At 52.4% G+C, this 14,319-nt stretch carries 14 protein-coding genes and 1 pseudogene; 13 read left to right on the top strand and 2 right to left on the bottom strand.

What is annotated here, in order from left to right; genetic code table 11:
• The first annotated feature begins 109 nt into the window (after positions 1-109).
• On the top strand, positions 110-1,135 hold the full coding sequence (gene purR / locus ACMWKK_RS17910; RefSeq protein WP_014883552.1) for an HTH-type transcriptional repressor PurR: 1,026 nt from the start codon (positions 110-112) through the stop codon (positions 1,133-1,135).
• 17 nt (positions 1,136-1,152) lie between these two features.
• On the opposite strand, the gene punR is transcribed toward purR, so the two are convergent.
• Positions 1,153-2,064 (bottom strand): DNA-binding transcriptional activator PunR, encoded by a 912-nt coding sequence (punR, locus tag ACMWKK_RS17905; protein WP_032639979.1) that lies wholly within the window; start codon positions 2,062-2,064, stop codon positions 1,153-1,155.
• Between the two features lie 114 nt (positions 2,065-2,178).
• Here punR and punC point away from each other — a divergent pair, with 114 nt between their 5' ends.
• From punC to ACMWKK_RS17845, 12 genes and pseudogenes are all read left to right on the top strand, one after another.
• Positions 2,179-3,378 carry a purine nucleoside transporter PunC gene (gene punC / locus ACMWKK_RS17900; protein WP_112780685.1) on the top strand — a complete coding sequence of 400 codons (1,200 nt, stop codon included), beginning with the start codon at positions 2,179-2,181 and terminating at the stop codon, positions 3,376-3,378.
• Positions 3,379-3,675: 297 nt separating this feature from the next.
• A complete protein-coding gene (cfa, locus tag ACMWKK_RS17895) occupies positions 3,676-4,824 on the top strand; it encodes a cyclopropane fatty acyl phospholipid synthase (protein ID WP_112780686.1) in 1,149 nt (382 codons plus the stop codon).
• Between the two features lie 524 nt (positions 4,825-5,348).
• Complete coding sequence (locus tag ACMWKK_RS17890) at positions 5,349-6,110, top strand: DUF4123 domain-containing protein (RefSeq protein WP_112780687.1); 762 nt, start codon at positions 5,349-5,351, stop codon at positions 6,108-6,110.
• A 1-nt stretch (position 6,111) separates the two neighbouring features.
• Positions 6,112-7,263: a hypothetical protein gene (locus ACMWKK_RS17885; RefSeq protein WP_406542878.1), complete on the top strand. Its 1,152-nt coding sequence runs from the start codon at positions 6,112-6,114 to the stop codon at positions 7,261-7,263.
• A gap of 18 nt (positions 7,264-7,281) precedes the next feature.
• A complete protein-coding gene (locus tag ACMWKK_RS17880; protein ID WP_112780689.1) occupies positions 7,282-11,148 on the top strand; it encodes an RHS repeat-associated core domain-containing protein in 3,867 nt (1,288 codons plus the stop codon).
• Positions 11,148-11,534 (top strand): hypothetical protein, encoded by a 387-nt coding sequence (locus ACMWKK_RS17875; protein WP_112780690.1) that lies wholly within the window; start codon positions 11,148-11,150, stop codon positions 11,532-11,534. The genes ACMWKK_RS17880 and ACMWKK_RS17875 overlap by 1 nt, the downstream gene beginning before the upstream one ends.
• Positions 11,535-11,721: 187 nt before the next feature.
• Positions 11,722-11,994 (top strand): annotated as a pseudogene (locus ACMWKK_RS17870) (RHS repeat-associated core domain-containing protein); the annotation flags it as partial.
• 96 nt (positions 11,995-12,090) lie between these two features.
• Positions 12,091-12,471 carry a type IV secretion protein Rhs gene (locus ACMWKK_RS17865; protein ID WP_258526872.1) on the top strand — a complete coding sequence of 127 codons (381 nt, stop codon included), beginning with the start codon at positions 12,091-12,093 and terminating at the stop codon, positions 12,469-12,471.
• A 5-nt stretch (positions 12,472-12,476) separates the two neighbouring features.
• Positions 12,477-12,797, top strand: coding sequence for a hypothetical protein (locus tag ACMWKK_RS17860; protein WP_258526870.1), 321 nt, complete (start codon positions 12,477-12,479; stop codon positions 12,795-12,797).
• A 354-nt stretch (positions 12,798-13,151) separates the two neighbouring features.
• The gene (locus ACMWKK_RS17855; RefSeq protein WP_139156895.1) at positions 13,152-13,517 is read left to right on the top strand and encodes a hypothetical protein; all 366 of its coding nucleotides are present in this window, start codon (positions 13,152-13,154) and stop codon (positions 13,515-13,517) included.
• A gap of 2 nt (positions 13,518-13,519) precedes the next feature.
• Complete coding sequence (locus tag ACMWKK_RS17850) at positions 13,520-13,744, top strand: hypothetical protein (protein ID WP_112780693.1); 225 nt, start codon at positions 13,520-13,522, stop codon at positions 13,742-13,744.
• Positions 13,745-13,794: 50 nt separating this feature from the next.
• Entirely contained in the window at positions 13,795-14,211 is a 417-nt protein-coding gene (locus tag ACMWKK_RS17845) for an RHS repeat-associated core domain-containing protein (protein WP_406542906.1), read from the top strand.
• A 45-nt stretch (positions 14,212-14,256) separates the two neighbouring features.
• On the opposite strand, the gene ACMWKK_RS17840 is transcribed toward ACMWKK_RS17845, so the two are convergent.
• Positions 14,257-14,319 (bottom strand): hypothetical protein (locus ACMWKK_RS17840; protein WP_224236997.1); only part of this gene is annotated, 63 nt, incomplete at its 5' end.

Genomic DNA, 14,319 nt, shown 5'->3' with positions numbered 1-14,319 from the left:
CGTTTTCCCGGCGTGCCGCAGTTCAACATTGCGAGATAAGGGTGAGAGAAGGCAAACGTTTACCTTCAAGTTTTTCAGGAGTTTAGGATATGGTCTGGAGTGACATTTAATGGCAACAATTAAAGACGTAGCAAAACGCGCAAACGTTTCCACTACAACCGTATCACATGTAATTAACAAAACCCGCTTTGTGGCGGAAGAGACGCGCAACGCCGTCTGGGCAGCGATCAAAGAGCTGCACTATTCGCCAAGTGCGGTTGCGCGCAGCCTCAAGGTTAATCACACCAAGTCCATTGGTTTGCTGGCGACCAGCAGTGAAGCGGCCTATTTTGCCGAGATCATTGAAGCGGTAGAGAAAAACTGCTTCCAGAAAGGCTATACCCTGATTCTGGGCAACGCGTGGAATAGCATTGAAAAACAGCGCGCCTACCTGTCGATGATGGCGCAAAAGCGCGTGGATGGCCTGCTGGTGATGTGTTCCGAGTACCCGGAATCCGTGCTGTCGATGCTGGAAGAGTATCGCCATATCCCGATGGTGGTGATGGACTGGGGTGAAGCGCGCGCGGACTTCACCGACTCCGTTATCGACAACGCCTTTGAAGGCGGCTATATGGCGGGCCGTTATCTGATCGAACGCGGTCACCGCGAAATTGGCGTGATCCCGGGTCCGCTGGAGCGCAACACCGGCGCGGGCCGTCTGGCCGGCTTTATGAAAGCGATGGAAGAAGCGCTGATTACCGTGCCGGAAAACTGGATCGTGCAGGGCGACTTTGAGCCGGAGTCAGGCTACCGCGCGATGCAGCAGATTGTTTCCCAGCAGCACCGTCCAACCGCCGTTTTCTGCGGGGGCGACATCATGGCCATGGGCGCGCTCTGCGCTGCCGACGAGCTGGGTCTGCGCGTGCCGCAGGATATTTCCGTGATCGGGTATGATAACGTGCGTAACGCGCGCTTCTTTACCCCGGCGCTGACCACCATTCACCAGCCGAAAGATTCGCTGGGCGAAACGGCCTTCAACATGCTGCTGGACAGGATCGTCAACAAACGCGAAGAGTCGCAGTCCATTGAAGTTCACCCGCGCCTCATCGAACGCCGTTCCGTTGCGGATGGTCCGTTCCGCGACTACCGTCGCTAATCCCTTTACGGGGCCAGCTATGCTGGCTCCCGTAACCACTCCCGGTTTAGCGTTTCGCTGTCGCCCAGATAATCCAGCAGCCAGGCCATCGCTGGCGAGACATCATTTTGCTGCCAGGTCAGGCAGCATGCCGCATCCGGGAACGGATTCTCAAGCGTCAGCGCCACCCACTCGCCGGTATCAATGCGCGGACGCGCAAAATGAACGGGCACCATCGCGACGCACAGCCCGGCGCTGAGGCACGTCGCCGACGATTCCCAGTCAGGAGCCACCACCCGCCGCTGGTTGTCCAGCAGCCAGGTGATACGCTTGGGCAATGAACGGGAGGTATCCTCCAGCACCAGCGACGGCCAGTTGCGCAACGTATCATCGCTCAGCGGCCCTTCCATCGCCGCCAGCGGGTGATCGCGTGCCACCACGCATTTCCAGCTCAGCATTCCCATATCGCGGAAGGCGTAACGTCCCCCGACCGGGATCGCCTGCGTGGCGCCAATCGCCATCTCCACCCTGCCGTCCGCCAGCGCATCCCAGACGCCGTTGAACACCTCCTGGGAGACCCGCAGCTCAACGTCAGAGAAATGACGATAGAAATCGACGATCATTTGCCGGGTGCGTTCCGGCTTCACGATGTTATCCACCGCGATGGAGAGATGTCCCCGCCAGCCGTTGGCGATCTGCTGACACTGCTCGCGGGTGATCTGCATTTTTTTGATAACAGAACGCCCTTCCTTCAAAAACCACGCCCCGGCGGGGGTTAATTCCACGTCGCGATGCCGCCGTTCAAACAGCGGAACCGCCAGCCACTCCTCAAGCTGACGCACCGTGTAGCTGATGGCTGAGGGGACTCGGTGCAGCTCCTGCGCCGCACCGCTAAAGCTGCCGTTACGTGCAACAGCATCGACCACTTCAAGAGAATAATCTGACCACATTTTCTGCCTGCAAAAATTTTGAATGCACCCGCCAAATATTAGCGTTTCACAAGCCGCTTTGCACTCCCTACACTCTGCGTCAACGTACACCTGCCTCCTCAGGAGAATAAAAGAATGCAACCCAGGAAAGGATTTTTAGTCTGGCTCGGCGGCTTAAGCGTGCTGGGCTTTTTGGCCACTGACATGTACCTGCCGGCGTTTGCCGCGATGCAGGAAGATCTGCAAACCCCTGCTGCGGCCATCAGCGCCAGCCTGAGCTTATTCCTCGCCGGTTTTGCCTTCGCCCAGCTGCTGTGGGGACCGCTCTCGGATCGCTTTGGTCGTAAACCCGTCCTGCTGCTGGGGCTGGCCATTTTTGCCGTGGGCTGCCTGGGGATGCTGTGGGTGCGCGACGCCACCTGGCTTCTGGTGCTGCGCTTCATTCAGGCCGTGGGCGTCTGTGCCGCGGCGGTGACCTGGCAGGCGCTGGTCACCGACTACTATCCGGCAAACCGTACCAACCGTATTTTCGCGACCATTATGCCGCTGGTAGGTCTCTCACCTGCCCTCGCTCCCCTGCTGGGCAGCTGGATCCTCGCGCACTTCGACTGGCAGGCGATCTTTGCCACGCTGTTTGCCATCACCCTGGTGCTGATGCTGCCGGCGTTCGGCCTCAAGCCCGCGCATAAAAAAGAGGTGCATGCCGACGCGAAGCCGATCACCTTCACCTCCCTGCTGAGCGCCAAAGCGTATCGCGGGAATGTCCTGATCTATGCCGCCTGTTCGGCCAGCTTCTTCGCGTGGCTCACCGGCTCGCCGTTTATCCTGCACGATATGGGCTACAGCCCGGCGGCCATCGGTCTGAGCTATGTTCCGCAGACCATCGCGTTCCTGGTAGGCGGGTACGGCTGCCGCGCGGCGCTGCAAAAATGGGAAGGTCAGCAGATGCTGCCATGGCTGCTGGTGCTCTATGCGCTGAGCGTCATCGGTACCTGGGCCGTCGGGTTTATTCCTGGCGCAGGCCTGGCCGAAATTTTGATCCCCTTCTGCGTGATGGCCGTGGCGAACGGCGCGATTTACCCGATTGTGGTAGCACAGGCGTTACGTCCGTTCCCGCAGGCGACAGGCCGCGCCGCCGCGCTGCAAAATACCCTGCAGCTGGGGCTGTGCTTCCTTGCAAGCCTGGTGGTCTCCGCGCTGATTGCGACGCCGCTATTAACCACCACCAGCGTGATGCTGGTTACCGTTGCGCTGGCGGTTTTGGGCTATCGCATGCAGTCGGCCGCTCGGCGCGAGCACAATGCGCGGACGCAGGCAGAAACCTCGCATGCCTGATTGCGCCAGAAATCATGTTACATTTCAGTGATTAGGTTGCTAACAATTTTCTATTGAATCACCAAATTTTGAGGCCTATACTAAATTTGGTTCGATTAAATACGATAAATATTAAGTGTTAACGGGAGCCGGAGCGCTCCCGTTTTACCATGGAAGGCATTTCGGCAAGGGTTATCTCCCTTCCTCTGTTCTACGTCGGATACTAGCCTCGCGGTTTTTACCGTGAGATTTCTCACAAACCAAAAAAGCGTCTACGCTGTTTGAAGGTTCTGATCACATCAGGGTGATGGAGAAGCTATGAGTTCATCGTGTATAGAAGAAGTCAGCGTTCCGGACGACAACTGGTCCCGGATCGTCAGTGAACTGTTAGGTCGAGCAGGCATCACTATCAATGGATCATCGCCATCCGATCCCCAGGTTAAACATCCCGACTTTTTTAAACGCGTCTTGCGGGAGGGATCGTTAGGCCTGGGCGAAAGCTACATGGACGGCTGGTGGGAGTGCGAGCGTCTGGATACCTTTTTTGCCAGCGTGCTGCGTGCCGGTCTTGAAAATCAACTCCCTCGCAATCTGAAAGACACCCTGCGCGTCGCCTCTGCCCGTCTGTTCAACCTGCAAAGTAAAAAACGCGCATGGATCGTCGGTAAAGAGCATTACGATCTGGGCAATGACCTGTTCAGCCGTATGCTGGACCCTTTCATGCAATACTCCTGCGGCTACTGGAAAGACGCATCGACGCTTGAGGAGGCCCAGCAGGCCAAGCTGCGTCTAATCAGCGAGAAGCTGCAGCTGCAGCCCGGCATGCGCGTGCTGGATATCGGCTGCGGCTGGGGCGGGCTGGCGTACTTTATGGCGAAGCACTACGGCGTCAGCGTGGTCGGCGTAACGATTTCAGCAGAACAGCAAAAGATGGCGCGGGAACGCTGCCAGGGTCTCGATGTGGACATCCGGCTGCAGGATTACCGCGACCTGAACGAGCAGTTTGACCGGATCGTTTCCGTCGGCATGTTCGAGCACGTCGGGCCGAAAAACTACGATACCTATTTTGAGGTGGTAGATCGTAATCTGAAACCGGACGGCATCTTCCTGCTGCACACCATCGGCTCTAAGCGGACCGACAATAACGTCGACCCGTGGATCAACAAATACATCTTCCCGAATGGCTGTTTACCGTCCGTTCGCCAGATTGCCAACGCCAGTGAATCCCATTTCGTGATGGAAGACTGGCATAACTTTGGCGCGGATTATGACACCACGCTGATGGCATGGCATGCGCGTTTTCAGGAGGCCTGGCCAGAGATTGCGGATAACTATTCAGAACGATTCAAGCGAATGTTTAGCTATTACCTGAATGCCTGCGCGGGGGCATTTCGCGCGCGGGATATTCAGCTCTGGCAGGTGGTTTTCAGCCGCGGAATTGAACACGGCCTGCGGGTCGCACGCTAAAAAATAATTCCGGCAGGCCGTAATGCTGGTCACTTGAGGTGATCAGCATTTTTTCTCGCTAGATATTTCTGGGCTTTTACCTTTTCCCTGGGCGGCTTTGCACTTTTCTTACCCACAATCCAATTGTGTTTCTACTTTTGAGGCTCTAACTCGCTGATATCCCTCTCAGGATAGCGATTTCGCTCTGTCAGTGGTAAGGGCGGGTTGTCTCACGGAGCGTCCGCTGTACGCCCGGCAGCACTCTCAACAGCAAGGAAATTCAGGTCGTGCCATTCTGGATTAATTCTGCGGGGTCAAGTGCCGCTGCGTAATGTCGAGCAGCTCGCGCATATCCTTATCGTTCTGCATGGGGTAATATCGCGTTTCTATTTAACTCAACAATTCATTCCTGATAATTATAAACCAATCACAACGATCAATATTTAGTATATTAAAATTCCGAAAACACTTTCACGACGTTGACTTTACCCCTCCCCAGAAACACTATCCCATAATAAATATCCAGTGCGGTAGCCATATTTATTATGAATATAAATAAGCATTCTATTAATACTGAGGTTGCCTCATGGACTTCAGTAAATAAATGGATTCAGTCCCTCACTTCTGGGTCTCTTTTTGCCATTCTGTCCAATACCAACGGCGCTCATGGCGTAAAAGCCTGGTATAAATATGATGGGTCGGCGACACCTTTTGGTCTCTACAGCAATACTCGGTATTCAGAGTGGCGTGCTGTAATGCCTGTGCTGGTCCCCGTGGCACGGTACAGCCGCTTCCTCCTCTGGGTAGAAAAAGAGTCTGCAAATTATCGGGGCTGGGGCTGGCTGGGTAGCTCATCGTTATCGACGGAAAAGATCGCTACCCAGCTGAGGAACCTTATGCAGGTTAACATGCCTGAAGGCAATACCGTTTTCTTTCGCTACTGGGATGCCGGTTTTTTTTCGCATCATGTCAATTTTTATGGTGATGAATGGGGACAAATACTGCCCGCATTTTCTGATTACTGGCTGAATGGTAAGACACATCATCTCATAACGTCTCCCGTGAGCGAGTCGCAACACCGGTTTCCATTGTCAATACCTCAAAAGTTGATCGATGAAATGAATCAGTCAAACAATATGCCATTAGTTTTAAATACCCTGAAAGTAATAAGTGAGGTTTATCCTGAACGCATTTTAAACTGGCCTGAAAAACAACTTACAAGGCGATTAAGCCAATTGCTGACGCCAGAACTGTGCAGCAAGAATGACTGGTTGTCTATTGTAATGTCAGAACTGGAAAGGGCATAAAATGACATATGGTTACACTTACCCAGGTTATTCCCCTTCCGGAAAACTGATTTACATCACCGTCCCCTATTCACCCGAACATATTCTATCTGAAGCCACTGAAAAATATAAAAATGCGATCGCTGATATTAAAAGCTCGATAGCTAACTACCGCTCAGATAATAAAAATCAATTCTGGGGCAGTCTGCTGGATATGGAGCAGCAAATAAAATCAGGTGATATGGTACTCACCACTGAAAATGTTGAAAAGAAAAAAATCGGCTCCTGGATGGAATGCAGTAAGAACACCGCAAAAACTGTCATACTAACGCATGCTTTTGAAGCCGCGAAATTTATTCCAATACCTGGCATGCAGTTTCAGATTTTAAAATTCTCAGCAGCACAAAAAAAGAATGCTAATCCGGTGCGCTATCGTGGAGCCTTTTTTCAGGATGTCAACGCACTAGGGTTTCAGGAGTGGCGGAACATAAATATTAATGGCGGAACACCTTTAGGATCTCCGCAGGAATTTGACGCACGGGGTAAAGCAACTCTGAGCATTCCGGCCTGTGAAGCAGGTTATGAATTTGCGTTGGTGATCAACTCAGACATCAGCGATGAGATGATTAACCAACTCGTTGAGTCTTATCGCAGCGTGGCCGATACATGTGCAGGCTGGTTACAAAAAACGTGGGACAATGAGTTAAAACCAGCCTGGGAGGAATGGGCTAAAAATCCTAATCTGGATGTGGTTCAGGCCGTGTCTCATATTGTCGCAGGGATGCTCGGCCAGATAATAGCATTGTACGATACTGTAAAGCTGATTTGGGACTGGATAACAAACTGTAATCTGGATGCGCTCAGTAAATATATTTCAGCAGAAGGTTTGCAGGAACTTCAGAAGCAAGTCGAAAACGGCACAAAACAAAAATCAGATACGCTTATGATGCTAAGCGATGAAATCCTTATCTATATCGTCGGGAAGACCTTGCTGCATTTTATCAGCCTTCTAACTCCACAACTGATTGTTGATACGATTGGGGAAGCATTTGGACAAATACTTATTATGGTCATCCTTAATTTAATTCTCCCTGCAGGAATAATGACATATCTGGTTGACGGCCTGGATAACCTGAGCGGGTTTGCCACGACTAATGACATTCCCAAAATATAATTCTCAAGGACAGCAAAAATGGCAAAAGGATTTCCATTTAAAATAAACTCCCTGCTCGATGATATCCGTGCAGCCCTCAAATCATCCCATCATCTGGAAACGGCTGCCAGCATTCCGAACGCGGGTCATCTCAATACGAAAAAAAGTTACAGCGCTGAGTTAAGCAGGGATCCGGCGCGCCACGACAATATCTCCTTTAATGCGGGCTATCAGCATACCCACCAGACGGCACTCAGCGCTGAAATAAAGCCTCACAATCACTCAGGCAGGGGACCGGATGGTAAAGACACGCCTCCTCACGAAGATACTCCCACCGACGGTGACCCGGTTTCGCTCCTGAATGGCGAAGAACTGCTCGCCATTGAAGACGGCACCCTCCCAGGCCTCCCCGCCTTTACCTGGCGACGCTTTTACCGTTCCACAGCCGCAGGCATTAGCGGTCCACTCGGGCACGGCTGGACCCACAGCCTCGCGCATACGCTCACATTTCATGGCGATACCGTGGAGTGGCGCGACGATGAGCATCGCACCACCGTCTTTCCCCTGCCGGATGAGAGCGCCCCCCACATTCTGAACCTTACCGGGCGTGCCACGCTCAGTCTTGCCAGGGTAAACGGATTGCCCCTCAGGGACGGCTATGCCCTGAGCAGAGGTAACGGCCTGGAGTATATTTTTATTCGCGACGGCAGCACGGCCAGGCTGAGCGTGATTCAGGACCGGTACGGCAACCAGCTGCACGTGGGCTGTGACCCTTCCGGGCGGCTGGCATCGCTCAGTAACAGCGCGGGCTGGCGGCTCGCCTTCGTGTACACCTCCGCGACCGCCCCGCTGATATCGGAAGTCAGACGTCAGTTCAATCGCAATAACGGCGAGGGCTGGCAGACCGAACATATTCTCGCCCGCTACGGCTACAGCGACACCAGCCAGTTGATTTCCGTGCGCAATGTTTCTGACGAGACGGAGCACTACCGCTACTGCCAGGATAACGTGATTACTTCGCGCCGGCTCGCCGGCGGAGCGGAGTTTCACTGGGAGTGGGAAGATGAAGGCAGCCAGGCCCGCTGCACCCGGCAGTACGGCAACTTTGCACAGCTGGATACGCGCTACGCATACGACAGCGCCAACCGCCGTGTCACCCTGACCCGCGCCGACGGTTCTCAGCAGACCCATGAGCACAATGAAGCCGGCCTGCAGACCTTCGAAGTTAGTGCTTCCGGAACGCAAAAACGGTGGCGTTATAACGATGCCGGACTCTGCACCGCCTTTACTAACGGTGAGGGTGAAACCACTCGCTATTTTTACCGCGACACGGGAGAACTGGCCCTGGTCACACTGCCGGACGGTCAGAGCGTGCGTTATATCTGGCTCAATGGCGCCGTCGTGCGAAAGCAGCAGGGACACGGACGGGATGCCCTGGTCTGGCAGTACCGACGGAATGCCTGCGGCGACATCACGGAAGCCGTCACCCCCGAAGGGCAGCGCACCCGCTGGCAGTACTCCCCGCAGGGATGCATCACGCAGGTTATTCTTCCCGATGGCGACGTTCGCCGCTTTCGCTACGACGCTTTGGGCCGCTGCGAGTCCGAAACGCGCCGCAGCGGGACGCGTCAGTATACCTATCGCGGAAGCTGCGTTCATCCCGCCACCGTTCAGGACGAGTACGGCAGCCTCACCCGTTATGAATATGACGCCGCCGGCCGGCTGCTCAGCCTGACGCACCCCGACGGCACGGCCGCACACTGGCGTTACAACGCCTGGGGAAAAGTCACCCGTCATCAGGATGAAGCGGGCCGGGTCACGCACTATGATTACGACGCCCCGCTGCATCTGTTAACCCGCAAGCGCCTGCCGGACGGCTCCTCCCTGCAGTACCGCTACGATAATGTCCACCTGCAGGTCAGCGAAATCATTAACCAGAAGGGGGAGTCCCACCGCCTGCGCTACCAGGCAGACGGGCTGCTGTGTGAGGAAATCCGCTTCGACGGGGTGAAAACGCAGTGGTCATACGACCGGGCCGGGCGGCTGAAGGAGAAGCGGGAATACGGCAGCGACCACAGCGCCCCGCCATGGGTGACCGCGTATGACTATGCCCCCGGCGGACGCCTGGTCTGCACCACCCTTCCGGACGGGGAGACCCTGCGCCGCCGCTATGACGCCTGCGGGCGAATGACCGAAGCCGAAGACGGTACGTCGTCCCTGGCCTGGCAGTATGACCGCTTCGGGCGCCTGACGGCGGAGTACCAGGAGCGGGCCACCACCCGCTACCGTTACGATGAGCTGGGCCGCCTCGGCGGCGTGATGCAGCCCGACGGACAGTGGCAGCAGTTCAGCTATGACGCCGGACGCCTGACACAGCTGCATCTCGGCGACACCCTCCTCGCCCGCTGGCAGTACGACGGCAAAACGCGACTCAGTGCATGGCAGCAGGGCAACGGCCTGCTGCACCAGTACCGGTACGACAGCCGGGGGCGGCGCACCCTGCACCGGCAGACCCTTCATGACGCCGTCCGCCACGCGCAGGCGTTTCAGTATTCCCCTGACGGCCGGCTGACGGATATCTCCGGCGATGAACCGCGACGCTATCACTACGACGACGCGGGCCGCCTGCTCCAGGCTGAGCTGCCGCACCAGCGTCCGGAGAACCAGCCGGAAGACGGTTTTACCTGGGACACCGCGGGTAACCGCGTCTGGCATCCCCGCCAGGCGCAGCAGGATGTGACCGGCAACCGCCTGCTGAAATACGGCGGCACGCGGATGACGTATGACCGCTTCGGCCGCCTGTCGGAACAGCACGGCTTCCGGGGCGTCACCCGCCACCACTATGACTGCCGTCACCGTCTGGTACGCAGCGAGCTGCCCGACGGGCAGCAGGTCACGTATACTTATGATGTCCTTAACCGGCGTACGTCAAAGACCGCGCACGGGGAAACGCGGTACTTTTTCTGGCACGACACCCGCCTCTCCGGTGAAATGCTTTCCGGCAGACGGGACTACCGCGGCTATATTTATCATCCCGGCAGCTGGACCCCGCTGGCGCAGACGCACCACCACGCCGGGGTGCAGACTCCGCAGGTGTGGTGGTACGGCACGGACACCACCGGCGCGCCCGTTGAGCTGACGGACGCGGCGGGGAAAACGGTCTGGCGGGCACAGCGGCTCGCCTGGGGTAACCTCACGGACGAGGCCTGGCTGGCTGAGGGGGCAGATAACTGCCTGCGCCTGCCGGGCCAGTATGAAGACCGCGAGACCGGGCTCTTTTACAATCTGCACCGTTACTACGACCCGCGCCATGGGCGGTATATCACGCCTGACCCGATGGGCCTGGCGGGTGGACTGAACGGGTATGCGTATGCGTACGGGGATCCAGTTGGGTGGGCTGATCCGCTGGGGTTGTTAGCCGGATTAGGTGAACACAACCCTCAAAATAGTTGGAATAGGTTTCAAGAGGCTCATAAGGGACATTTCGGCGATAGTACAGAATCTGCAGCAGCTTATAAAAGGCTTAAAGAAGAACAATCACCATGGCCGATAGGATATGAGCCAACTCAGAGGGAGATACAGATTGGAGAGCAGTTTAATGTAGCTATGTCGCCCGATCAAAAAGATATCCACCCTGGTAACTTTGGGACATTTGATGAAATCATTAGCGTTGATTATGTAAGAAATGAGCTTGCAGTAAAAGTCCCTTGGAAGCCTGAAATAAATAGAGTTACGACATATGAAGTTACTCATCCATTTATCATAAAAGAAGGACCGGTTGGTCCTCAAATCGATAATGGGATTTATTTACCAGGAGGCGGGAGTCAATTACAAATGCCATTTAAATATGGGATAGATGATAAAATGATGTATCTCAAAATAATATCAACAAAGGAAATAAAATAATGAACAATAAGATTAGTCTCATAAAGGATATCAACAGAGGCGTTCAATGGACTTTTGAAGAAAAAGAAATATATGTCAATTATAGCGAAGAAGGCGGAGGAGCTGTATATAGCAAAAAATATAAACTAGTCGTAGTGATGAACTATAAAAAGGAACAATTTGATCTGGATATGAATGTCTACACATTAGATGGTGAATTCATTGGAAAAATCAAGCCTCATGAAAAAAAACTAGCATATATTTACATCACTTCACATGAATACTCTAAATCTAACGTCGCTGTGGTTGCTGAGTGCCAGGAAAATGAAGGTGATTTTAACCAATGGCACTTCAATGTTGACCTTGATAATTTTAAAATCGCCGAAAAAATAGCTCCGGCCTATTGATGATAAAAATATTTTTGACTATCAGTCATTCGAACCATACATAAATAATCGATTGAAAATCATAAAAAATGGTTCCAGTGGTGACAGAATAAGAAGCTAATACTGCAAAGCTGACTCCCTGAAAAAAACGGAGCTATTCCATCCCGGCAGCTGGACCCCGCTGGCGCAGACGCACCACCACGCCCGGGTGCATACTCCGCAGGTGTGGTGGTACGGCACGGACACCACCGGCGCGCCCGTTGAGCTGACGGACGCGGCGGGGAAAACGGTCTGGCGGGCACAGCGGCTCGCCTGGGGTAACCTCACGGACGAGGCCTGGCTGGCTGAGGGGGCAGATAACTGCCTGCGCCTGCCGGGCCAGTACGAAGACCGCGAGACCGGGCTCTTTTACAATCTGCACCGTTACTACGACCCGCGCCACGGGCGGTATATCACGCCTGACCCGGTGGGCCTGGCGGGTGGAATAAACCTCTATGCTTATGTGCCGGATCCGCTGAAATACATTGATCCACTTGGGCTATGTAAAGTCGATAATGCAAGAGCGCGACAGGCTCAAATGTTGCAGGATGATGTAGGGTATAATATAAGTCCGAAAAGCTGGGATCAATTTCCTGCAATTGGACGAGATGGTACGTTTGTTACGGACAAGGAAGGTGCTTTAAAGCATTTTAGTAATATCCAAAGTGGGGAAATAACTATTTCTAAGTATCTGGCTGCAACTATTGAAAAAGATATGGGATTATATCCTGGATCGTTAAGTGATGGATTTAAAATTAGAAAAATTGACGGTATTTCTAATATGCAACCACGAAGCCCATTAAGCGGGAATGATTATTTTTTAGGCCCAGGTCAACATTTACCAGGCGGAGCTCCTGAAATGGTTATAAATTCTGTACCGACAACAACTCCAGTAACTATACGGGTGAATGCAAATTGAACAAGATGCCAACTAATTCTATTATCGTTATTGATATAGCCGGAAATCCCATAAAAATTAGAGTACTCGGAAAAAATTTGATTGATAAAATGAAATTAATAGGATTTTCAGAAGCGGAGCAGTTTATGACTATTTCTGTCAATGACGATCAGGACAAACAAAGAATTATAAAAATATTAATTAACGAAGATGCTCTTTTTTTATATGGACATGGCTGGTATCCCTCGGAAGTTATGGAATATTATAAAGAACAAAAAATTAATTTTGGGAAATATAAAATTATATACTGGACTGATAAAGATAAATATTGTATAGAAGAAAGGTAATATATTCATATTTATTAAATAAAGCTAGGGAAGACCCCAAATCTTCCCGACTGATTTTTATTTACCTACCGCTGTTCACTCTACTAAAAAACCGCCTCCTTAATCCCCTTCATCACCTGCCGCACCTGATAAAGGTACGATGGGTGCAGGGGGTAAAATTGTTCCGATGATCCGATAGGGCTGGCGGGTGGACTGAACGGGTATGTGTATGCGGACGGGAATCCGGTTGGGTGGGTTGATCCGCTGGAGTTATCGCCATTTGATAAAAATGGTTTTGAAAATACAGGTCGACCTGATTTTTATGTAGGACCTGACGGGCCGGGAGCGCCCCTCCCTTCGACTGGATATAGATATATGCGATATCTGGATGATGAAGGAAGTGTAAACAATCGTGTAGATGCAACTTTCAGCGACATGTCTGCGGCAACAACATATATAGGTTTTGATAAATATGATTCATGGAGAGCTGCACGGGGTGCTTATCAAGTCTCCCCTGAATGGAGGGACGCAAGATTAGTTGGAGTATTTGATACATTACAACTCTATGAAAAAGGAACTCCCAGAGTTCGAATACCTTTTTGGGGAGGAGACAATCCGGCGTCTCGGAAATTAGAACCTTTTGTAATGGCATATCCTGAATTTGGGTCGGGAATGGCAGTGCAACTTCATGCAGATCGACGCGAAATAAAATTTCACTCACTTTATATCATTCCGGAGTAGATATGAATCTTGAAAATAGAGAGGAAGCAGAGATTGTCATTTTAGAATTGCTTAAGAAATACCTTTCAGAATCAAGTGATATTGAAAGAATCATGAAATCAGTTCAGGAAAATAAATATTGTATACCTATGAGGTATGTTGATTATGAGATCTGTCATTTATCTAAAAAAAATCTGGTCGAAGATGACAGAAAATTAATCAGTGAACTTATGAATATTTACGGATAACTTCATAGCTCCAGTTTGTACAACTAAAAAACAATTCTGCGCTCGGATGGATTGTCAGAATACTGAGTCACCAAGAATACTGGAGTAACCTCACGGACGAGGCCTGGCTGGCTGAGGGGGCAGATAACTGCCTGCGCCTGCCGGGCCAGTACGAAGACCGCGAAACCGGGCTCTTTTACAATCTGCACCGTTACTACGACCCGCGCCACGGACGGTATATCACGCCGGATCCGGTGGGGCTGGATGGTGGGCTGAATCAGTATGCGTATGTGCCGGATCCGCTGTCGTGGATAGATCCGCTGGGGTTGTGTAAAACAGGAACTGTATGGGATGATATTAATCCTACGCAATCTAATTACCCAGGAACTGTAATACCTAAATCATTTGAGATGACATTACCTAACGGGCAGCGAGTTTGGGTTCATGGTAATGCAACAGAACATATGGCCGAATATGGGCTTTGTTGAATAAATCAGATTTCGGGTAAGTCTCCCCCGTAGCGGGTTGTGTTTTCAGGCAATACGCACGCTTTCAGGCATACCTGCTTTCGTCATTTTGTTCAGCGCTCGTACCAG

Source organism: Enterobacter sp. 01-M-03-SI-ECC (genome assembly GCF_047530215.1).
Lineage (GTDB): Bacteria > Pseudomonadota > Gammaproteobacteria > Enterobacterales > Enterobacteriaceae > Enterobacter > Enterobacter chengduensis.
The sequence above is the reverse complement of the archived record's forward strand: the minus strand, read 5'-3'. Positions and strand labels throughout refer to the sequence as shown.

Bases quoted from the DNA above. Each gene is read 5' to 3' on its own strand.
- purR (WP_014883552.1), top strand. From the start codon at position 110: ATGGCAACAATTAAAGACGTAGCAAAACGCGCAAACGTTTCCACTACA.
- cfa (WP_112780686.1), top strand. From the start codon at position 3,676: ATGAGTTCATCGTGTATAGAAGAAGTCAGCGTTCCGGACGACAACTGG.
- ACMWKK_RS17865 (WP_258526872.1), top strand. From the start codon at position 12,091: ATGTTGCAGGATGATGTAGGGTATAATATAAGTCCGAAAAGCTGGGAT.
- ACMWKK_RS17875 (WP_112780690.1), top strand. From the start codon at position 11,148: ATGAACAATAAGATTAGTCTCATAAAGGATATCAACAGAGGCGTTCAA.
- ACMWKK_RS17885 (WP_406542878.1), top strand. From the start codon at position 6,112: ATGACATATGGTTACACTTACCCAGGTTATTCCCCTTCCGGAAAACTG.
- ACMWKK_RS17860 (WP_258526870.1), top strand. From the start codon at position 12,477: ATGCCAACTAATTCTATTATCGTTATTGATATAGCCGGAAATCCCATA.
- ACMWKK_RS17855 (WP_139156895.1), top strand. From the start codon at position 13,152: ATGCGATATCTGGATGATGAAGGAAGTGTAAACAATCGTGTAGATGCA.
- ACMWKK_RS17850 (WP_112780693.1), top strand. From the start codon at position 13,520: ATGAATCTTGAAAATAGAGAGGAAGCAGAGATTGTCATTTTAGAATTG.
- ACMWKK_RS17890 (WP_112780687.1), top strand. From the start codon at position 5,349: ATGAATATAAATAAGCATTCTATTAATACTGAGGTTGCCTCATGGACT.
- punR (WP_032639979.1), bottom strand. From the start codon at position 2,064: ATGTGGTCAGATTATTCTCTTGAAGTGGTCGATGCTGTTGCACGTAAC.
- ACMWKK_RS17880 (WP_112780689.1), top strand. From the start codon at position 7,282: ATGGCAAAAGGATTTCCATTTAAAATAAACTCCCTGCTCGATGATATC.
- punC (WP_112780685.1), top strand. From the start codon at position 2,179: ATGCAACCCAGGAAAGGATTTTTAGTCTGGCTCGGCGGCTTAAGCGTG.